The organism is Nevskia sp., from assembly GCF_021732705.1.
Taxonomy (GTDB): domain Bacteria; phylum Pseudomonadota; class Gammaproteobacteria; order Nevskiales; family Nevskiaceae; genus Nevskia.
Genome location: NZ_JAKFUM010000010.1, coordinates 532,399 through 553,417, shown reverse-complemented (window position 1 = coordinate 553,417; position 21,019 = coordinate 532,399). Strand labels below are relative to the sequence as shown.

Here is a 21,019-nt window from a genome sequence, read left to right as displayed (position 1 = left end):
AAACAAGTTTGGTGAGCTTGCTCTCCTGTTGCGCTACGATCGGCGAGAGGCAGAAAGGAAGATGCTCCCGAGAGACCCGCTCCCACAATGTGGTGCTTTTGTCTGGTTATGTGGGGTTAAACACCTAGTGGGCGCCGATCAGCACCGCATGTGCGCTCAGAACGGCATCGGGATCGGCAGCAGCAGTGCCCGCTTCAGCAGCCACGCCAGCCCGGCGATGGCGACGATGATCGAGCCCGGCACCAGCACGGCATGTCGGAACGGGGCGGAGTGGCGGAAATGCCAGGTCAACGGCACGACCACGGCCACCAGGGCCAGCTGGGCGACTTCGACACCGACATTGAACGCCAGCAGCGCCCAGACCCGGCCCTGTGTCGGCAGGCCGAGTTCAAGCAGCGCGCCGGCGATCGCGGCGCCATGAATCAGGCCGAAGAAGCCCGCGAGCAGCCACAGTCGGCGCTGCACCATCGGCAGCAGGTTGTTCAGCCCGGCGAACAGCACCGACGCGGCCACCAGCGATTCGACGATCCGTGATGGCGGGTTGAACACGCCGGTGGCCGCCAGCGCGAGCGTCGCGGCGTGGGCCATCGTGAACGCGGTGACCAGCGCTGCCGTCTCGCGCAGCGCCGGACCGAGGCGCGCCACCGGCTCCCAGCCGGCATTCAGGGCAAGGCCGCGGCGGCGCAGTACGGCCGGCAGGAACAGACCCGCAAGGAACAGCATGTGGTCCGCGCCTTTCCAGACGTGCCACAGCCCTTCATGCAGATAGGTCCGGAACACGCTTGCGGTGCGGCCGGTCTGGAAGCGCAGTTCGCGGCGATCCGGTGCGAACACGCCGGGCTGGCGGTTGCCGTCGAACACCAGATTCAGCAGGCCGCGATGCTGGGCGTCGACATCGAACAGCAGCGCGTAGTCGAGCCTGAGCTGGCTCGGCGCCGCGGCGCAACGGCCTTCGAGGCCGAGCGAGGCATAGCGGCCATCGCTGTGCTCGGCGATCCGCAGCGGGCCGGCCTGGAGCGAGCAGGCCTTGCCGTCGGCAAGCACGGCCAGCCGGCTCAGGGCGTAGGCCTCGATCGCGGCTTCGCTGCGCCGGACTTCGCCCCAGGTGATCGCGCCATCGGCATCGGCGTCGAGCCCGATCGCGAAGTCGAGATCGCGCAACGCGATGTCCCAGCGGCCGCTGATCGCGTCCTGCGCGACGGTGAGCTGCAGGAAGCTGTCGCTGGCCTTGTGGGCGCTGGCGTGTCCGGCCGCCGTCAGAAGCACGAGCGCGAACATCGCGCGAAGCAGCGGACGCATCACGGCCGCGCTCCCGCGGCACCGATCGTGGCGGCCAGCGCCTTCAGCGCCGGGTCCTCGATCGCGGTGCGCTGCATCCAGTCGAGCACCGGCTGTGCCGCGGCGGGCTGGCCGGCGGCAATCGCGGCGTCGAGCAGCAGCCGGGCATCGGCCGGCTCGCGCTGCGATTCCCAGTTCTGCAGCGCGCGGGTCAACGCCCGCGCCGGGTTGCGCTGCAGGCGCAGCTCGAACATCGCTTCCTCGCGCAGGTGCACGGTCGCGCCGCGCAAGGCCGCTTCGGCAAAGCGCGCCTGCAGCAGCCGGATCGACTCGGCCGCCGCCGGCTCGCCGAGCGCCGCCTGCGCCAGCGCGAAACGCAGCAGCAGGTTGTCGACGCGCGTGCTGTCGGCAGTCAGCGCGAGGGCTTCGCGGGCGCGTCCGCTCGCCAGCAGGAAGTCGGCAACGGCCGTCAGCAGATACGGATTGCGCTCGCCGGTCGCTGCCAGCAGCGCCAGCGCCTCGCGGAAGTGCGCCTCGGCGTCGGCCTCGCGCGCCTGCCGGACCTCGATCTCCGCGAGCGTGGTCAGCGCCCAGACCTTTTCGCTCGGCGGGATGCTGTCGCCGGCCTCGGCCAGCACCGATTTCAGCGTGGCGATCGCGGCAGCGGCGTGACCATCGAGACTGCGGGCCTCGCTGATGCAGACCGCGCTGGCGACGAGATCGGCACGGGCTTCGATCAACGCGTTGCAGTCAGCGATCGCATCGGCCGGACGGCCTTGCACCATCAGCACCACGGCCCGCGTCAGCCGCGCCTGCGCGTCGCGGCCATTGGCGGCGATCAGCACGTCGAGATCGGCCAGCGCGCCGGCGAAGTCGTGGCGCTGCTGGCGCAGGGTGGCGCGCAGCAGGCGCGCGCGCGACGGCGGATCGGTCAGGGTCATCCACGGCGCCAGCGCCGATTCGGCGTAGCCGAAGTAGCGCGGATCCGCCTCCGCGCGGCCCAGCTCGATGGCGTGACGGGCGAAGCTCGCCGCCGCGTCGAGATTGTCCGGAATCTTCGCAAGCGCCCGGCGCTGCGCCTGCAGCGCCCGGAGGCCTTCGACCGCATTCGCGGCTGGCGCCAGCCGTTCCAGCACCACGCTGTCATCGGCGGGCGTGTACGGTTCCGACGCGGCCTGCGCACCGGCACCGGTCACGCCGAGCAGCAGCAGTGCGGCGATTCCCGATCGAAGCCTGTTGGTCGCGTTCATGCCGCTCTTACGACGCGGCGGCGGGATCGGACGCGGGTTCGCGCGCCAGCACCTCGCAATCCTCGGCCAGTTCGAGCAGGCGACGGCGCAGCTTGTCGCGCTGTGACGCGTCGGTGGCCTGCATGAGATCGACGAACAGCCGGCGTCCGCGCGCCGATTCCGCCGCGCGCCGGGCCTTGGCCGGGCTGTCGCCGTCGTCGAATGCCTCGATGCGCGCGGCGAGCCCCGGCTGCGTACGCGTGTCGAGCAGGGCGGCGTAACGCGCGAGACTGGCCAGCCGCTCGTCGCGGCGAACGTCGGGATCGCGCAGCAGCGGCAGCTCCGCCTGCCAGGCGGCGTCGATCAGCGCGAGCTGCTTCGGATTCAGCTTGCCGATCCAGTCCGCGACGCCTTCGCGCTGCTCCTTGATGTAGCGCTTGCGGCGCTGTTCCAGCGTCTCATCGCGGCGCTCGGCTTCGTCCCGCTCGATCTTCTCGCGCCGCTCGTCGCGCCAGCGGCGCACCTGCTCGTCGCTCATCAGCGGCAGCAGGCGTTCCGCCGCGGGCAGGAACTGCTGGCCGAGGCGCTGGCCGTGCGCTTCCGCCGTGTCCAGCACCGCTTCGATCTGCTCGGCCTGCAGCGCGCCGCCTTCCAGGGTCGCGGCGAAGGCGCGCAGGTCGCGCGCGTACAGCGGCAGCTGCGTGCTTCGGTGCCAGGTCCAGATCGACGCGAATTCGCGTCGAAACGCGGCTTTCTGCGGCGCATCGAGCGTCACGTAATCGCCGAGCTTCCACAGCGCGAGGCGATCCAGGTGGTTGTACGCGAAGCGGGCGCCGGCATTGCAGCCGGTGAGGGCGACGGCCAGCAGCAGGATCAGCAGCCGCAGCTGCCGCGGGAGGGAACGGGTCATCGATGGCGTTTTCCAGCGCGGCGAGATGCCGGTGCATGGACTCTGCCAGATGCCGTTAAGTTCGCGGGTGGCGCCGCGCCGTGCGCGACGTCGACGGCGCAAGCGCCCAAGACGACAACGCCGCGCCCGTGGGTCTCACGGGCGCGGCGCAGGTCAGCCGCGAAAGCGGGGCCTATAGGGCCGACGCTTCACCTCATCGGGTACCGGGCCTCAGATCTCTTCCATCTGGAAGTCGGCCTTGCCGGCGCCGCAGTCCGGGCAGGTCCAGTCGTCCGGAACGTCTTCCCAGCGGGTGCCGGGTGCAATGCCTTCATCCGGCACGCCCTTGGCCTCGTCGTAGACGAAATCACAGACCAGACAACGCCACTTCTTCATCGCGAACCCCGTTACGTGCTGCGTGTTGGATAAAAATGAAGCGGCGCCTGCAGCCACCGCGATCGCGGATGGCGGCAAGGCGTCGCTCGGTCGGCGCGTCGGCGGGGCCGGCGCGGCGGGCGCAATTATGCGGTGCGCGCCCGTACTGTGCCAACACTTGTTCGCGGATTTCCGGCTTGATGTTCGCGCGGCTCATGTCGCCATTGAAGTGCGCGACCACCTTCGGGTTCATCACCTTGAACCACAGCGGCGGGAAATACGCGAGCAGGATCATGCCGGCGTAGCCGTTCGGCAGGCGCGGCAGGCCGTCGAAATTGCGCAGCGTCTGGAACGAGCGCGTCGGGTAGGCGTGGTGATCGGAATGGCGCTGCAGGTGATATAGCAGCACGTTGGTCGCCAGATGGTTCGAATTCCACGAGTGATGCGGCTGGCAGCGCTCGTAGCTGCCATCGGCCTTCTTCTCGCGCTTCAGGCCGTAGTGTTCGAGATAGTTGACGACTTCGAGCAGCGCGCCCCCGAACAGGCCCTGGAACAGCATGAACGGCAGCGCCAGCCAGCCGAGCCAGATCGCCATCGCGCCGTAGATTGCCACCGTCAGGCCCCAGGCCTGCAGGTTGTCGTTCTCGAGCGACCAGACCGACTTGCCCTTCTTCTCCAGCCGCTTCTTCTCGATCTCCCAGGCCGAGACGATCGAGCCTTTCAGACAGCGCGGCAGGAACTCGTAGAAGGTTTCGCCGAAACGCGAGGTCGCCGGATCTTCCGGGGTCGACACGCGGATGTGATGGCCGCGGTTGTGCTCGACATAGAAATGGCCGTACGCCACCGGTGCCAGCGCGATCTTCGCGGCCCAGCGTTCGAGCTTCGAGGTCTGGTGGCCGAGTTCGTGCGCCACGTTGATCGACAGGCCGGACACGATGCCGGCCGAGATGAACAGGCCGAGCAGTTCATGCCACTTCAGGTCGCCGGTCATGGCCATCCACGTGGCCCAGACGAAGGTCACGTACTGCAGCGGAATCGCCGCCATCACCGCCCAGCGGTAATAGCCATCGGCGTTGAGGCGGGTCATCGCCTCGTCCGGCGCGTTCTCGTCGTCCTCGCCGATCAGATGGTCCAGCGCCGGAATGACGAGGTACAGGACGATCGGGCTGGTCCACCAGAACAGCGACAGGCCGGTCAGCTGCACGAGGCCATAACCGTACAGCGGCAGGCCCATGACCACGATGCCCAGCAACCACAGGTAGCGCTTCTTGTCTTTCCAGTCCGCGGCTGGTGCCGTCATTGTCGACATCGTCGTCTCCTCGCAAATAACCGATCGGTTAATTAATGTTGGCGAAGGAGCCACGGCTTGTCAATCGATGTCGTCGATCACGGGAATCGCGCCGTCGAGGATCACGTCGCGTGATGCTTGATCAGGCCGCACGCCGGCCAATTTTCTTCGCTCGGCGGCACCCGCTTGGCTGCGGCGCCGCGCGCGCTACAGCAGCCCGCGAGCGCGGCCGTCGCGCAGTTGCGCGAGTGCGTCGCGAGCGGGCGGCGTCGGATTGATCGGCTCCGACTGGCCGCTGACCAGATCGTCGATCAAGCGCGCCGCGCGCAGTCCGAGCCGGCTCGCTTCGTCAAAGCCGGCAAACGTGACGCTGCCCTGCTGCGCATGGAAGCTTGCGAGCTTGAGCCAGCGGGTCTGGTTCTGCGCGGCATCGAACACGCGGAACCAGCTTTCCGGCTGCAGGATGCGGCCGAGCAGCTCGGTCGCGTTGACGCTCGGCAGCCGCGACACCGATGGTTCGACGGTTGCGTCAAGCGCTGGCGCCACCGGCACGGCGGGCGCCGTGACGGCTTCGACAGCCTCGGACGGCGCTGACGGCACGCGGTCAGTCGCCGTCGCCGCCATCGGCTCCGGCAGCTCGATCGGCGCGAGGATTTCAGCCAGCGGCGGGTCGCCGACGCGCGCGGCGACGACCGCATCGCTCGCCACCGGCTTGAACGGCACGACGCGCGCCGATTCCTGCGGGCGATCGTCGTGCTCCGTCGACGGCGCGACACCGTCACGCGCCGTCGCTTTCGGCCGGTCCAGCATGGCCCAGACCTCGCGCAGGCCGAGCACCATCGGCGCGATGCGGGTATCGGTCATGCCGATGTCCTGCATCGCGCTCGACAGGTCGCGCACCAGCCGCGCGCGCGACAGCAGGTCCTCCTCGGTCGGCGGCGGCACCAGATCGAGGCTGCCGAGCACGCGGTCGAGCAGCACCTCGGTGTCGCGGAATCCTGGGCTGGCGCGGCCGCCGTTCAGCATCCGCATCGCCATCACCGGGCCGAGCCCGGAGCGCATCAGGGTGGTCACCGGCTGCGGCAGCTCGCGGCCGATCGTGCGCAGATCGAGTTCCTGCGCCACCTGGCGACGGACATGCGACAACAAGGCCGTGCGCCGGTTGCGCGCCTCGTCGCGCAGCTGCTGCACGAAGCGTTCGAGTTCGAGCGATGCGCCGGCCGTGTCGTGCGTTGCCGGCGGCGGCGCGGCCAGCGCCGAATCGAGCAGCGCGCGGAAGCGGGTCGGCGACAGGTCGCCGTTCTCGCTGGCCACGGCCAGTTCGATCAGTTCCGACAGCAGCTTGCGCGTCGGATGCGCCGGATTCGCGAACAGCGCCGGATCGGTCAATGCCGAGCGATACAGCGGATAGCGCAGCGGCTGCAGCGAGGCCCGCGTCGGCGCGGCCAGCATCGGCTCCGCCAGCAGTTCGTCGAACAGCTGGTGCGCCATCGACAGCCGCTGCGTGGTCGCCTGCCAGTCGGCACCGCTGCCGGGCTGCGCCATGCCGGCCAGCAGGTCGGACAGATGTCGCGCTTCCGGATACTGCGTGCGCGCCTGATCGAGGCTGTCGAGCCCGTACTGGCGCAGCAGGTCGGCCGTCGTCGCGATCGGCGTCGGTGCAGGGGTTCGACCGCCGCCCTGTCCCGGCGCGGCGGCGCGGCGGCCATCGATGCCATGGCGGGCAAGCGTGGCGAAGGCGAACTGGTACACCCGGTCGAGGTCGCGGCTGATCACGCGATCGAACAGCTTGTAGACGACGAGCTTGACCTGGAAATCGGTTTCCAGCAGAACCGCGGCCTTGGCAAAGGCATCGCAGATCTGTGACGGATTCAGCGCCTTGACCGGAATGTTCGCGGCCTTGCACTGCGCGCGCGACAGACGGCCTTCCAGCTCGTAGATCGACTGCTTGAACAGGCTTTCGGCCTTCGTCGCCAGATTGATCACGGCAATCCGTTCTTCCAGCTCCTCGGTCGGCTGGATCGACAGACTGTCGAAGTCGGTGGCGGTGCCGTCCGGTGGGGCAGGCCCATCGGCGGGATCGAAGCCCAAGCCCAGCTGCCGCGAAAACTCCTTCGCAAACGGGCTGCGGTTGAGGCGCAGCACGCGCATCGTATCGAGATAGCGGCGACGTTCGGCGTCGGACGTCGAGCGCTCGCACATCTCGAACAGCGCGTCGTCGGCGCTGTCGAGCATCTGCCGCGCCAGATCGTCGAGGATCGCGAGGGCGCCGTCGCGCAGTTCCTCGCGCAGGCCCGGTACCGGCGTTGGCGATGGCACGGCAGGCTCCGTCGACGGGGGACCGAACAGGGTGTGGATGGTGGCTGCCATGGCGATGCCGGCGCGGGTTCCGGAAGCAAAGGCAGGGATTGCCTCGACTCTGACGGTACGTGCGTGCGCGCGAACGGCCCTTCGTCGCTGACGCGGGGACGAGCGCAGCCGACGAACGGCGAGCTCCCAACTTCGCTGAGCAAGTGGTCAAAACTTACCAATTTCCATCCGCGGCGTGTGGCCCTTGCGACGGTTCGGCGATCGTCCACGAGTGAGCCATCCGCTTATCCGCATAGAAGGATACAATTCGATGGTCCCACTGGATTCGCCGCAATGCTCGACGCCCCGCTGACCTTCGACCCCGCCGCCCTCGCAGCCCGCCTCGATGCGATCGCGCGCGAGCGCATCCTTATCATCGATGGCGCAATGGGCACGATGATCCAGCGCTACAAGCTGTCGGAATCCGATTACCGCGGCGAGCGTTTCAAGGCCTGGCCGCACGATCTGAAGGGCAACAACGACCTGCTGGTGCTGACCCAGCCGCACATCGTGCGCGAGATCCACCGGCAGTATCTGGAGGCCGGTGCCGACATCATCGAGACCAACACCTTCAACTCGCAGACGATCTCGCTGGCCGACTACAAGATGGAGTCGCTGGCCTATGAGCTGAACGTCGAGGCGGCGCGTCTGGCGCGCATCGAGGTCGATTCGATCTCCACCCCGGAAAAGCCGCGCTTCGTCGCCGGCACGCTCGGCCCGACCAACCGCACCGCAAGCATCAGCCCGGACGTCAACGACCCCGGCGCCCGCAACGTCAGCTACGCGCAGTTGGTGACGGCGTACGCCGAGTGCGCGCGCGGCCTGATCGACGGCGGCGCCCACATCATCATGATCGAGACGATCTTCGACACGCTGAATGCGAAGGCGGCGGTGTTCGCCGTCGAGCAGGTGTTCGAGGAGCGCGGCTACAAGCTGCCGGTGATCATCAGCGGCACGATCACCGATGCCTCCGGCCGAACCTTGAGCGGTCAGGTCACCGAAGCGTTCTGGAATTCGCTGAGCCACGCGCGGCCGTTCGCGATCGGTCTCAACTGCGCGCTCGGTGGCAAGGACATGCGGCCGTACATCGCCGAACTGGCGCGGATCGCCGACTGCTATGTCAGCGCCTACCCGAACGCGGGCTTGCCGAACGCGTTCGGCGAGTACGACGAAACGCCGGATGAAACCGCGGAAATCGTTGCCGAATTCGCCGACTCGGGCCTCGTCAACATCGTCGGTGGCTGCTGCGGCACCAGCCCGCCGCACATCGCCAGCATCGCGAAGTTCGTCGCCGGCAAGAAGCCGCGCGTGCCCGGCAAGCTGCCGATGGCCTGCCGTCTTGCGGGTCTCGAACCGTTGACCATCGACGACGCCCTCGGCTTCGTCAATGTTGGCGAGCGCACCAACGTCACCGGCTCGGCGAAGTTCCGCGACCTGATCAAGGCCGGCGACTACACCGCCGCCGTCGCCGTTGCCCGGCAGCAGGTCGAGGCCGGCGCGCAGGTGATCGACGTCAACATGGATGAGGGCATGCTCGACGGCAAGGCGGCGATGGTGCGCTACCTGAACCTGATCGCGTCGGAGCCGGACATCTCGCGCGTGCCGGTGATGATCGATTCCTCGAAGTGGGAAGTGATCGAGGCCGGCCTGCAGTGCGTGCAGGGCAAGCCGATCGTCAACTCGATCTCGATGAAGGAAGGCACCGAGAAGTTCATCGAGCAGGCCAAGCTGTGCCGGCGCTACGGCGCGGCGGTGGTGGTGATGGCCTTCGATGAACAGGGCCAGGCCGACACCTTGGAGCGGCGCATCGCGATCTGCTCGAAGGCCTACAGGATCCTGACCGAGGACGTCGGCTTCCCGCCGGAAGACATCATCTTCGACCCGAACGTCTTCGCGGTCGCCACCGGTATCGAGGCCCACAACAACTACGGCGTCGACTTCATCGAAGCGGCGCGCTGGATCCGCCAGAACCTGCCGGGCGCGCACATCTCCGGTGGTGTCTCGAACGTGAGCTTCAGCTTCCGTGGCAACAACCCGGTGCGCGAAGCGATCCATGCGGTGTTCCTGTACCACGCCATCAAGGCCGGTATGGACATGGGCATCGTCAACGCCGGCAGTCTGGTGATTTATTCGGAGATCGACCCGGAACTGCGCGAGCGCATCGAGGATGTGATCCTCAATCGCAAGCCGGGCACCGAAGCCACCGAAGCGCTGGTCGAGATCGCGCCGCGCTTCAAGGGCGATGGCAGCAAGGCCGAAGTGGCGGATGAAGCCTGGCGATCCCTGCCGGTCGGCGAACGCATCACCCATGCGCTGGTCAAGGGCATCGATGCTTTCGTCGAAGCCGATACCGAGGAACTGCGTGCGGAGATTTCCGCGCGCGGCGGCCGTCCGATCGAGGTGATCGAGGGTCCGCTGATGAACGGCATGAACGTCGTCGGCGACCTGTTCGGCGCCGGCAAGATGTTCCTGCCGCAGGTCGTGAAATCGGCGCGCGTGATGAAGAAGGCGGTGGCCTACCTGATCCCGTACATCGAGGCCGAGAAGAAGCCGGGCGATGCGGTGCAGGCCAAGGGCAAGATCCTGATGGCGACGGTCAAGGGCGATGTCCATGACATCGGCAAGAACATCGTCGGCGTCGTGCTCCAGTGCAACAACTACGACGTCATCGACCTGGGCGTGATGGTGCCGGCGCAGAAGATTCTCGATGCCGCGCGCGAGCACAACGTCGACATCATCGGCCTGTCCGGCCTGATCACGCCGAGCCTCGACGAGATGGTGCATCTGGCCAAGGAAATGCAGCGCCAGGGCTTCACGCAGCCGCTGCTGATCGGTGGCGCGACGACGTCACGCGCGCATACGGCAGTGAAGATCCAGCCTGCGTACAAGGGCCCGATCGTCTGGGTCAAGGATGCGTCGCGCTCGGTGCCGGTGGCGTCGGCGCTGCTCGACGAGCATCAGCGCAAGGCGCTGGTGGCGGAAGTCGATGCCGAGTACGAATCGATCCGCGAACGACACGCCAGCAAGGATCGCGACCAGAAGTACCTGAGCCTCGACAAGGCGCGCGCCAACGCCAGCCCGCTCGACTGGACGACGTTCCGGCCGATCAAGCCGCACCTGCTGATGCAGCAGGAGCATCACATCAGCGCCAGCGAAGCGGGCGCGGCGCCCACGGCACGGCACATCAAGGTGCTGCGCGATTATCCGATCGCCGAGCTGCGCGAATTCATCGACTGGCAGCCGTTCTTCATCGCCTGGGAGCTGAAGGGCCGCTATCCGGACGTGCTGAACAATCCGGCCTCGGGCGAAACCGCGCGCAAGCTGTTCGCCGATGCCAACGCGATGCTCGACCGCATCATCGCGGAAAAGTGGCTGACCGCGAATGCGGTGCTCGGCTTGTTCCCGGCGGCAAGCGTCGGTGACGACATCGAGGTCTACGCCGACGAAAGCCGCACCACCGTGCTGCACACGCTGCGCAACCTGCGCCAGCAGGGCGAACACCGCACCGGCGTGCCGAATCGTTCGTTGAGCGATTACATCGCGCCGAAGGCGACCGGCCTGCACGACTGGATCGGCGGCTTCGCGGTGACCACCGGCCTCGGCTGTCACGAGCGGGTGGCGCAGTTCAAGAAGGACAACGACGACTACAACGCGATCCTGCTCGAGTCATTGGCCGATCGCCTCGCCGAAGCCTTCGCCGAGCGCCTGCACCAGCGCGTGCGCAAGGAATTCTGGGGCTATGTGCCGGACGAGCATCTGCCGAACGAGGCGCTGATCGACGAGAAGTATCAGGGCATCCGGCCGGCGCCCGGCTATCCGGCCTGTCCGGAGCACAGCGAGAAGGGCACCTTGTGGCAGCTGCTCGATGCCGAAGCGAACACCGGCATTCGCCTGACCGAAAGCTTCGCGATGTGGCCGGCGGCGGCGGTGTCCGGCTGGTACTTCGCGCATCCGGAGTCGCAGTACTTCATCGTCGGCCGGATCCAGAAGGATCAGGTGCACGACTACGCGCGGCGCAAGGGCTGGAGCCTGCAGGAAGCCGAGAAGTGGCTGGCGCCGAATCTGGCGTACGAGCCGGAGGACTGAGCTTCAAGCCTGCGTCTGCGGCAGGATCGTGTTCGGTCCCGCCGCGTTGCGCCGTTGCCTCAGCGTGCGGCGGGTGTCGTGTCGGCAGCCGGTGCTGCCGGTTCCAGGTGACGGTCGAGGAACGCGACCAGCTTGATCAGGAACTCCTCGCGGTTCTCGGGTTTCGAGAAGCCATGGCCTTCGCCCTTCTTGGTCAGCCATTCGTACGGCAGCTTGCGCTGGTCCAGCGCCTTGCGCAGTGCCTTCGCCTGCGCGAACGGCACGCGGGCATCTTCTTCGCCGTGCACGATGAATACCGGCGCCTTCAGGCGATCGATCAGGGTCAGCGGTGACGCCGCCTTGAGTCGCGCGCTCGACGAGCCGATGAAGCGGTCGATGAAGCTGCGGCCGGCTCGCGTGTTGGCGATGTCCGAGTTTTCGCTCAAGGCCTTCAGGTCGCTGACGCCCGCATAGTCGACGACGCAGCGATACAGCGCCGGTTCGCGCAGCGCACTCATCAACGCGGCATAGCCGCCGTAGCTTGCACCGAAGACGCCGATGCGGTCCGCGTCCGCCACACCCTGTTCGATCGCCCATCGTGTTCCATCGACAAGGTCGTCGATCATCACGCTGTCCCAGCGCTGCTGACCGCCCAGCAGATGGTCGCGGCCGTAGCCGCCGGAACCGCGGAAGTTGGGCTGCAGCACCGCATAACCGTTCGCGGCGAGCCATTGCGCTTCGGCGTCCCATTCCCAGCTGTCGCGGATGCCGAACGGTCCGCCGTGCGGCAGCAGCACCATTGGCAAGCCCTTCGCCGGATCGCCCCGCGGCGCGGTCAGGTAGCCGTGGATCACGCGACCATCACGCGCCGGGTAGGTGATCGGTCGGCGCTCGGCCATCTGCTTCGGATCGATCCCGCGGTGGGCCAACAGCAGGAATGTGGCCTTTTCCGACGCCCGGTCAAACAGGAAATAGCGGCCCGGGCTACGGTCGCTGTAGACCAGCAGGACCGCCTTGTTGCCGTCGCGCGTCACCGACACCGGGATCGCCACCTGCTCCGGAAAGCTGTTCTGGATCTTCTCCAGCAGCACGCGATCCGGGTGATCGGTCAGATACCGGATGGTCGGCCTGCCCGCTTCATACAGCGCCGCGATCGGCTGACGACGATCGAAGCTGAAGATCGCCTGAGCGAGATCGGCAACGTCATCGCAACTCAACTCGCGCTTGTCTCCGGAGAACAGGTCCTGTTCGTACAGGCAATCAAGGCCATTCTTCTCGTTCGAGCGCAGATAGGCCTTGCCGCCGGCATCGAAGCGCAGTGGCGTGATGTCGGCGTCGGCCAGAGCCCCCTGGTTCAGCAGCTGCCAGTCGGCACCGGCCGTGCGCCGGACCCAGGTCTGCGAGCGGGCGTCACGGTCTTCGGTCACGACATAGCGCACGGCGCCGTCCTGATCGGTCAGGAAATCGCTGTCGCCGGCAATCGGTGCGCTGGCGAGCTGGCTGCGCGCGCCGGTGTAGACATCCAGCAGCACGGCGCTGGCACGGTTCGGCTCGCCGGTTTCGGTGAAGCTGTGCACGGCGATGACGGCATGTCGCGGATCCTCCGGACGGGGGTCCACCATCGTCGCCGCTTCGGAGCGATCCTGAAGATCGATGCCGCGGCCGTTCGTGCCGCGGGCCTTCACCGGGCCGATCGGGGCGCGATAGCCGAACAGATAGCTGCGATTGCCGCCATCGGCATCGACGCCGATCAGCTCGCCGATCTCGCGCGGCTGGTCGAGCGAACCGAACTGGATGGCGCCACTGACCACCAGCCGCGTGGGACTGACCCACCAGTAGTTGGCGATCGCGCCGTCGAGCCCCAGCGAGAAGCGTCCGATGACCGCCTTGTCGGCCAGCCGGATCACCATCAGGCCTTGCTGGCCATTGATCTCGGCGATGACGCCGATGCTGCTGCCGTCCGGCGAAAGCCTGAGCCGCGAATACTCCGGGCGGCTGGCGAAGTCAGCAGCGGTCGGCGCGTCGGCACGCACCAGTGCCGCCGTCAGCAGCAGGCCCAGCGCGACGATGCTGCGGACGGCGCTCAATGCGAGGCTCGACATCGGAAACATCCTTTTTCCGAGCAAGCCCGGACCGATGGGTCGGTGCGGGCTTGCGGTTCCCTGATCAGGACTACTTCGCCGTTTTCGGCTTCACGAACTTCAAGGTCATGCGGTCCGATTCGCCGATCGCAACGTACTTGTCGCGGTCGACGTCCTTCAGCCGCAGTACCGGCGGCAGGGTCCAGACACCTTCCGGATAGTTCTTGGTGTCATTCGGATTGTTGTTGACAGGCGAGCCGCCGGCGAAGTCGAAGCCTGCGCTGTAGGCCAGTGCGCGGATGTAGCCCTCGGTGACGTAGCCGTTGTCACGCGAGGTGTCGCGGTTCTGCAGGCTTGGCGCACGATGTTCGACCACGCCGAGCACGCCGCCCGGCTTCAGTGCGGCGTAGAACGCCTTGAACGCGTCGAGCTCGAAATCGCCGCTGATCCAGTTGTGGACGTTGCGGAATGTCAGCACCAGGTCGGCCGTGCCCGCCGGGGCCACTTCGACGCGGAGCGGTGGCCGGAATTCGGTCAGCTCGACCTTGCCGTACAGCGCCGGATTCGCCGCCAGCTTGTCCTTGTACGCCGCAACCGCTTTCTTCGTGGCTTCGCTCGCCATCGGCAGGCTGGCGGCCGAGGTCGCGGCGTAGTAGCGGCCTTCGTCGCGCAAGTAGGGCGCGAGAATCTCGGTGTACCAGCCGGTGCCGGGCCAGATCTCGACCACCGTCATCGTCGGCTTGATGCCGAAGAAGCTCAGGGTTTCAACCGGATGGCGGTAGCCATCACGCGCGACGAATTCCGGTGTCCGCTGCGGATTGGCCACGGCTTCCGCAAGGCTCGGGCCGGCGGTGGCGGCGCCACTGAGGGACAACAGCAGCAGGGCACTGCATGACGCTCGAAACATGGACGTCCTCCTGACGATCGGCAAACTGTGATCGGCGCCGCAGAGCGCGGCGAATGGTTGGTTTTACACTAACCCGAGTGCGACGTGCGTCAAAGACAAAACGAACAACGAACTGAGGAGTGATCGATGTTTTCAGGGAAGTCTGCCGCTTCGAAATGGATGGCACTGCTGCTCGTGCTGGTGCTGGCGCCCGCGGTGCGTGCAGCGGAATCGGCGCCGCCGATTCCGCTGGAAGCGTTCGCGAAGAAGAACGTGTTCACTGCGCTGAAGCTGTCGCCGGACGGAACGATGGTGGCCGCACTGGTGCCCGGCGCGCGCGCCGGCGCGATTGCCGTGTTGTCGGTTCCGGAATTGAAGGCGGTCGGCGGCGTCCGGCTCACGGGTGACCAGCAGTTCGTCCGCGTCTGGTGGGCCGGAGACAAGCGGCTGGTGGCCGAACTGGGCTACCGCGATGGTCCGCTGGATCCGCTGAGTTCGACCGGCGACATCGTGACCTTCGATGCCACCGGCCGCGACCTGCGTTATGTCATCGGCCAGCAGGGGATTGACGGCAAGATCGGATCACGCCTGGGCAAGAAGACGCTGAAGCGGGTATGGGCGACGGTGATCGATCCACTGATCGACGACCCGAATCACGTGATCATTTCCAGCCGCGAGATCAACACCGGCGAGGACAGCAAGGCTGTGGTCTCGCGGCTCGATCTGAGAACATCGAAGCTGGAGACGCTGGCGGTGGCCCCGGCCGCCGGCTTTGCCGATTTCCTGCTCGATCGCCAGGGGCAGGTGCGTTTCGTGTCGGTGTCCGCGGGCCCATTCCAGTACAAGACCTGGAAACGCGATGTCGGACAGGAGGAGTGGCAGCCGCTGGAGAAGGAAGGCGAATTCGCCAAGGCGGAGCCGGTCGCGTTCGCGGAGGACGGCAAATCCGTGTTTCTCGCCTCCCGCCATTTCGGCGATCGCTCGTGTCTGGTCCGGCAGACGCTGGACACCGGAGCGCTGACCAAGGTCGCCTGCCACGAGGCGGCCGATCTCGATCACACGATTGACGCGTTCGCGATTGGCGGTGAGCCGATTGCGGCCGTATTCGAGGCCGGCAAGCCCGAGACCCGGCTGCTCGACACCGGTCACCCGAACATCGAACTGCTGAAGCTGCTGCAGGCGGCATTCCCGGGGAAGCAGATCAGGGTCGCTTCCGCGACTCGCGACGGCGGACGCCTCCTGGTGACCACGCAAGACGACCGGACCACGGCCGACTACTACCTGTTTGATACCAAGAGCCGCAATGCGCAGTTTCTGACGGCGGAACTGGAATGGCTCGATCCGGAGTTGATGGCGGCCCGCCAGCCGGTCTCCTTCAAGTCGCGCGATGGCACGCCGCTGCACGGCTATCTGACCATTCCGCGCGGCAGCAACGGCAAGAACCTGCCGCTGATCGTGCATCCGCACGGGGGGCCGTTCGGCATTCGCGAACACTGGACCTTCGATCCCGAGCCGCAGATGCTGGCTTCGCGCGGCTACGCGGTGCTGCAGGTCAATTTCCGGGGTTCCGGGGGATTCGGTTTCGAGTTTTCACGTCAGGGCCGTCGGGCCTGGGGCACGACGATGATCGACGACCTCACCGATTCGCTGAAGGGATTGATCGCGCAGGGCGTGGCCGATCCGGCGCGGGTCTGCATCTACGGCGGCAGCTATGGCGGCTACGCGGCCATGATGAGCGCAGTGCGCGAGCCCGAGCTGTATCGCTGCGTCGTTGCCGAAGCCGGGATCTACGACCTCAAGCTGTGGCGCGACGATTCCGACGTCGCCGACAGCGATTTCGGCAAGCGCTACCTCGAAGCCGGTGTCGCCGCGAACGAAGCGGAAATGATCGCGCAGTCGCCGTTGACCTACATCGACAAGCTCAAGGCGCCGGTGCTGGTCATCCACGGCGAGGAAGACCGGCGCACGCCGTTCTCGCAGGCGAAAGCGCTTCGCAAGGCGCTCGATGCCCGCAAGCTTCCGTACGAGTGGCTGGTCAAGGCCGGAGAAGGGCACGGCTTCATCGATGAAGGCAATATCCTCACGCACCACCAGACGCTGCTTGCGTTTCTGGATCGCCATATCGGTGCCAAGCCTTGATCGTGACGTCGCAACCGCGGCGATCGGCACAGGTGCCCGTGCGATCGATGTGTTCGTCGATGCTGCTGTCGCTGATGGCGTCGTTTGCCGTGACTGCACACGCGGCTGACGACGCGCAGGCCGCTCAGGCGGTGCCGGCCGGGCTGCCGGTTGCTGCGTTCGCGAAACCGGCCGTGTTCACCGATTTCCGGCTCTCGCCGGACGGTCAGTACGTGGCGGTGCTGGTGCCGAACGACCGCAACTCCGGGCTGGCGACGATTCGGGTGTCCGATTCGAAGCAGGTGGGTTCTCTGCAGTTGCAGCCGAACGACCACATTGCCGACTACTGGTGGGCATCCGACGACACCCTCGTCGCGACGCTGGCGGTGCAGTACTCGCGCGATGACCTGCCGTCTCTGACCGGAGAGATGGTGGCGGTGAAGGTGGATGGCAGCGACTTCCGCTACCTGTTCGGCGATCGCAACGCGCCGGGCTTGCGCAACTCTCGCCGGGCTCGGCAGCAGTGGGTCTACGCCGGTGCGGCGATGGTCGATCCCCTGATCGATGACCCGAACCATATTCTGGTCAAGAGCCGGAAGTGGATCGATTTCGACCGGAATCCCGAGCTGCTGCTGCGACTCGACCTCAAGACCGGCGATCTTGAAACACTGGCGACATCGCCGGAGCCGGGCAGCCCGACGCGGTTCGTGATCGATCATGAGGGTCAGGTGCGGTACGCGGTGACGGAGCGCCATGTCTTCAACGCCAAGGCTTGGCAGCGACTGCCGGGCAAAGACAAATGGCAGCAGGTCGAAGCCCCTGGCGACGCCGACGTCGAGCCGCTGAGCTTCTCGCGCGACGGGCGGTCGGTTTATCTGCTGTCCCGAGAATTCGGCCCGCGCAGCTGTCTGGTCGAGCACGTACTGGAGACCGGCACGCGTAACAAGCTGGCCTGCGACCACCGGGCCGAAGTCGATCATGTGATCACCTCGTTCGACCGGCGTGGCGTGCCGATCGCCGCCGTGTTCTCGCCTGGCAAGCCCGAGCTGAAGCTGCTGGACATCGATCACCCGCATCGGGAACTGCTGAAGCTGCTGGCGGAAGCCTTTCCCGGCAAGCAGGTGCAGCCAGCATCGCTGACCCGCGACGGCAAGCGCGCGCTGATCTTCGTCTATGACGATCGCACGCCGGGGGACTACTACTTCTTCGATACCACGACGCGCAAGGCCGACTACTTCGCGGGCGTCCGCGACTGGATCGATCCGGAGCTGATGTCCGAGCAGCGACCGATCACGCTGAACGCGCGCGATGGCACGCCGCTGTGGGGCTATCTGACGGTGCCGAAAGGGCTCAGCCCGATGCGGATGCCGCTGGTGATGATGCCGCACGGAGGGCCGTACGAGGTGCGGGACGAGTGGGGCTTCGATCCCGAGGTGCAATTGCTGGCCAGTCGCGGCTATGCCGTGCTGCAAGTCAATTTCCGGGGCTCCAGCGGCTATGGCGGCGATTTCGTCGATGCCGGCCGCAAGGCGTGGGCGACGACGATGATCGATGACATCACCGATGCCGTCCGCTGGTCCATCGCGCAGGGCTTTGTCGATCCCTCTAGAATCTGCATTTCCGGCGCCAGCTACGGCGGCTACGCGGCGTTGATGAGTGCCGTGCGCGAGCCGGACCTGTATCGCTGCGTCGTCGGCACGGCGGGCGTCTACGACCTGAAGCTGTTGAAGAAGGAGTCGGACGTGGGTCGGAAGGCATCCGGCCGCGAGTATCTGTCGGAGGCCATCGGCAGCAGCGAGGCGGAGCAGATCGCACAGTCGCCGATCACCTATCTCGATCGCCTGCTGGCCCCGATGCTGATCGTGCACGGCGAGGACGATGCCCGAGCACCGGTTTCGCAGGCCAAGGCGCTGCGTCGGGAATTGCAGCGGCGCAAGCTGCCGCATCAATGGCTGGTCAAGGCCGAGGAAGGGCATGGCTTCCAGAAGACGGACAACGTCATCGAGTACTACGAGAAGCTGCTGGCTTTTCTGGACGAGAACATCGGCACGGCCAGAGCGGCTCCCACGCCGGCGTCGCCGTAAGTCCGTCAAGCTGCTGAAACGAGAAAGCCCGCATCGCCGTCGGCGGTGCGGGCTTTCCAGATCACTGCGGCATCGCGGCCGCGGCGTCAGTCCTCAGTGGTGATGACCACCGGCGCCATGCACGTGACCGTGCAGCACTTCTTCGACGCTGGCTTCGCGCACCGACGTGATTTCCACGGCGAAATGCAGTGTTTCGCCTGCCAGCGGATGGTTGCCGTCGACGGTGACTTCATCGCCTTCGATCGCGGTGATCACGACGCTGACCGGGCCCATGTTGCTTTCGGCCTGGAACTGCATGCCCGGCTCGAGGTTGTCGACGCCCTGGAACGCCGCCTTCGGCACTTTCTGCACCAGCGCCGGGTTGTGCGCGCCATAGCCTTCTTCCGCGCTGACGACGACGTTCAGCTTGTCGCCCGCCTGCTTGCCGGCCAGCGCCTTTTCGAGACCGACGACGATGTTGCCCTTGCCATGCAGGTACGGCAGCGGGTCACGGCCTTCGGAGGAATCCAGCACGTCGCCGCCAGCATTGGTCAGCGTGTAGTGGAAGTAGGCGACGCAACGGTCGGCGATCTGCATGACGGGTTCCGGTTGAGGAAATGAGAACGCGAATGGTAGCGGAATCGAGCTGACGGAGCCGTCTGCCGCGCCTGACGCGGCGCGCAGGACGCGTCTTGCCGAGATGGTCGGGCAGCGGCTGCGCGGCCCGGGCTTGCATTTGCCGCGGCACGCGCCACGATGACGGATCGGCGTGAACCAACAGGGAGCATCACGATGTCAGATGGGACGGACCGCGGCGGCAGCGTCTTCTGGGGCGGATTCTGGATGATCCTGATTTCGGTGCTGCTGTGCTGGCTGCCCGGCATCGGCGGCTTCATCGGCGGCGTGGTCGGCGGCAAGGTCTCTGGCGGCATCGGCAGCGCGCTGATCGCATGGGTGGTGTCGTCGATCCTCGTCGGCGTGCTGTTCGCGACGTTCGGCACGCTGCTGACCGGCCTCGTCGTGATCGGCTTCATCGCCGGCCTCGGCGGCATCTTCCTCGCGTTTCTCGATTCCGGCGCGCGGCTGCTCGGCGCGATCATCGGCGGCGTGCTGGCCTGAGCGCCGTCGCCGGCGCGAACGTGTCTACCAGGGGATTTCAGCCCCGTCCCAGGCATAGAAGCGGCCATTGGACTCGGTGCTCAGGCCGGCGATCACTGCCAGCAGGCGCTCGGCGGCGTACGCCGGCGTGAACAGCTTGTCGCCGGCGACATTGCCGGAGAACGGCTTCGACAGATCGGTGGCCACGGTGCCCGGATGCAGCGCAACGGTGATCAGCTTCGGCGCCCGGCGGGCCAGTTCGATCGACACGGTCCGCGTCAGCTGGTTCTGCGCAGCCTTCGCAGCGCGATAGGCGTACCAGCCGCCCAGCCGGTTGTCGCCGATCGACCCGACGCGGGCCGACAGGTTCGCCAGCACCGCGCGCTCGCCATGGGCGAGCAGGGGATGGAAGTGCTTGGCGATCAGGATCGGCCCGACGGCATTGACCGCGTAGCTGCGCAGGAGATTGTCGGCGGTGACCTCGGCCAGCCGGCGCTCGGGCCGAAGGCCGTCGTCGTGCAGCAGCCCGGCCGTGTTGATCAGCAGGTGCAGGGCCGGATCGACGCTGGCGACACGCGCCGCTGCCGCCTGCAGCGAACGCTCGTCGCTGACGTCGAGATTCAGCCGGTGCAGGCGCGGGGTGTGGATCGCGGCGAGCGCGTCGAGGCCGGGTGCCGACTCGGCGTGCCGCGCGGCCGCAGTGACCCGCGACCACGCCGGATCGGCCAGCAGGGTTTCGACCAGTGCCAGCCCGATGCCGCGGCTGCCACCGATGATCAGGGCATGAAGGTTCACGAGCACGCTCGAACAAGACCATGGAAATCCCGGAACGTGGCCGGGATGAAGGCGGATGCGCCGGCGCGGCACTGGGCGTCAGTGCGGATTCTCGAAGAACACGTAGTTCGTCGCGTAGTCGCTGATCTCGAAGTAGACCTTCTTCTCGTCGCCGTCCTTGATCAGGTTCAGGTTTTCGTCGAGCACGCCATAGCCGTAACGATACGCGCGCGGCCGGCCGTCATCGGTGCCGCTGGCGGTGGTCAGCTTGTCGATGTTGATGAAGCGGCGCACGACCTTGTCGCCGGCGTAGACCTCGAGCACGCCGTTGGTGCCGGTCCAGTTCTGGATGCTGCGGCTGATCTGGTTCTGCGTTTCCTGCGTGCAGGCGGCCAGCAGCAGGCTGGCGCCGGTCACCATCAGCAGTCGGCGGGTCATCGTCTTCACGGGTTCGTTCCTGGTCCGAACAGGTCGCGAACATGACATGGCCGGCGCGCAAAGTCAGCCCGGCCGTGCCTCGGGAGCG

At 66.7% G+C, this 21,019-nt stretch carries 15 protein-coding genes; 4 read left to right on the top strand and 11 right to left on the bottom strand.

The genetic code is table 11. The features are described 5' to 3' along the window. Window positions 1-156: 156 nt before the first annotated feature. The 6 genes from QZ951_RS13960 to QZ951_RS13935 all read right to left on the bottom strand — a co-directional run bounded on the left by QZ951_RS13960 (window position 157) and on the right by QZ951_RS13935 (window position 7,429). Window positions 157-1,299, bottom strand: coding sequence for a HupE/UreJ family protein (locus QZ951_RS13960; protein WP_293001498.1), 1,143 nt, complete (start codon window positions 1,297-1,299; stop codon window positions 157-159). After that, a complete protein-coding gene (locus QZ951_RS13955; RefSeq protein WP_293001496.1) occupies window positions 1,299-2,528 on the bottom strand; it encodes a hypothetical protein in 1,230 nt (409 codons plus the stop codon). The genes QZ951_RS13960 and QZ951_RS13955 overlap by 1 nt, the downstream gene beginning before the upstream one ends. Before the next feature lie 7 nt (window positions 2,529-2,535). Beyond that, on the bottom strand, window positions 2,536-3,417 hold the full coding sequence (locus QZ951_RS13950) for a DUF6279 family lipoprotein (protein WP_293001494.1): 882 nt from the start codon (window positions 3,415-3,417) through the stop codon (window positions 2,536-2,538). Between the two features lie 210 nt (window positions 3,418-3,627). Further along, entirely contained in the window at window positions 3,628-3,792 is a 165-nt protein-coding gene (locus QZ951_RS13945) for a rubredoxin (protein WP_293001492.1), read from the bottom strand. Further along, window positions 3,764-5,080 (bottom strand): alkane 1-monooxygenase, encoded by a 1,317-nt coding sequence (locus QZ951_RS13940; protein WP_293001490.1) that lies wholly within the window; start codon window positions 5,078-5,080, stop codon window positions 3,764-3,766. Before QZ951_RS13940 ends, QZ951_RS13945 begins: the two co-directional genes overlap by 29 nt. A 186-nt stretch (window positions 5,081-5,266) precedes the next feature. Beyond that, window positions 5,267-7,429, bottom strand: coding sequence for a DUF1631 family protein (locus QZ951_RS13935; RefSeq protein ID WP_293001488.1), 2,163 nt, complete (start codon window positions 7,427-7,429; stop codon window positions 5,267-5,269). A 273-nt stretch (window positions 7,430-7,702) separates the two neighbouring features. Here QZ951_RS13935 and metH point away from each other — a divergent pair, with 273 nt between their 5' ends. Continuing rightward, complete coding sequence (gene metH, locus QZ951_RS13930) at window positions 7,703-11,494, top strand: methionine synthase (RefSeq protein WP_293001487.1); 3,792 nt, start codon at window positions 7,703-7,705, stop codon at window positions 11,492-11,494. 59 nt (window positions 11,495-11,553) lie between these two features. Here the strand turns inward: metH and QZ951_RS13925 are convergent, their stop codons facing one another. Further along, window positions 11,554-13,575 (bottom strand): S9 family peptidase, encoded by a 2,022-nt coding sequence (locus QZ951_RS13925; RefSeq protein ID WP_293001486.1) that lies wholly within the window; start codon window positions 13,573-13,575, stop codon window positions 11,554-11,556. Window positions 13,576-13,645: 70 nt separating this feature from the next. Further along, complete coding sequence (locus tag QZ951_RS13920) at window positions 13,646-14,461, bottom strand: methyltransferase (protein WP_293001485.1); 816 nt, start codon at window positions 14,459-14,461, stop codon at window positions 13,646-13,648. Between the two features lie 159 nt (window positions 14,462-14,620). Here QZ951_RS13920 and QZ951_RS13915 point away from each other — a divergent pair, with 159 nt between their 5' ends. Both QZ951_RS13915 and QZ951_RS13910 read left to right on the top strand, forming a co-directional pair. Beyond that, on the top strand, window positions 14,621-16,579 hold the full coding sequence (locus QZ951_RS13915; RefSeq protein WP_293001483.1) for a S9 family peptidase: 1,959 nt from the start codon (window positions 14,621-14,623) through the stop codon (window positions 16,577-16,579). 59 nt (window positions 16,580-16,638) lie between these two features. Then, window positions 16,639-18,642 carry a S9 family peptidase gene (locus QZ951_RS13910; protein ID WP_293001480.1) on the top strand — a complete coding sequence of 668 codons (2,004 nt, stop codon included), beginning with the start codon at window positions 16,639-16,641 and terminating at the stop codon, window positions 18,640-18,642. 93 nt (window positions 18,643-18,735) lie between these two features. Here the strand turns inward: QZ951_RS13910 and QZ951_RS13905 are convergent, their stop codons facing one another. Then, complete coding sequence (locus QZ951_RS13905; protein ID WP_293001478.1) at window positions 18,736-19,218, bottom strand: peptidylprolyl isomerase; 483 nt, start codon at window positions 19,216-19,218, stop codon at window positions 18,736-18,738. Between the two features lie 195 nt (window positions 19,219-19,413). Between QZ951_RS13905 and QZ951_RS13900 the strand changes: the two genes are divergently transcribed. Next, a complete protein-coding gene (locus QZ951_RS13900; RefSeq protein ID WP_293001475.1) occupies window positions 19,414-19,740 on the top strand; it encodes a hypothetical protein in 327 nt (108 codons plus the stop codon). A 24-nt stretch (window positions 19,741-19,764) separates the two neighbouring features. Here QZ951_RS13900 and QZ951_RS13895 read toward each other — a convergent pair whose 3' ends face one another. Both QZ951_RS13895 and QZ951_RS13890 read right to left on the bottom strand, forming a co-directional pair. Continuing rightward, on the bottom strand, window positions 19,765-20,514 hold the full coding sequence (locus QZ951_RS13895; RefSeq protein WP_293001473.1) for an SDR family oxidoreductase: 750 nt from the start codon (window positions 20,512-20,514) through the stop codon (window positions 19,765-19,767). 78 nt (window positions 20,515-20,592) lie between these two features. After that, window positions 20,593-20,931 (bottom strand): hypothetical protein, encoded by a 339-nt coding sequence (locus QZ951_RS13890; RefSeq protein WP_293001471.1) that lies wholly within the window; start codon window positions 20,929-20,931, stop codon window positions 20,593-20,595. Window positions 20,932-21,019 lie beyond the last annotated feature (88 nt).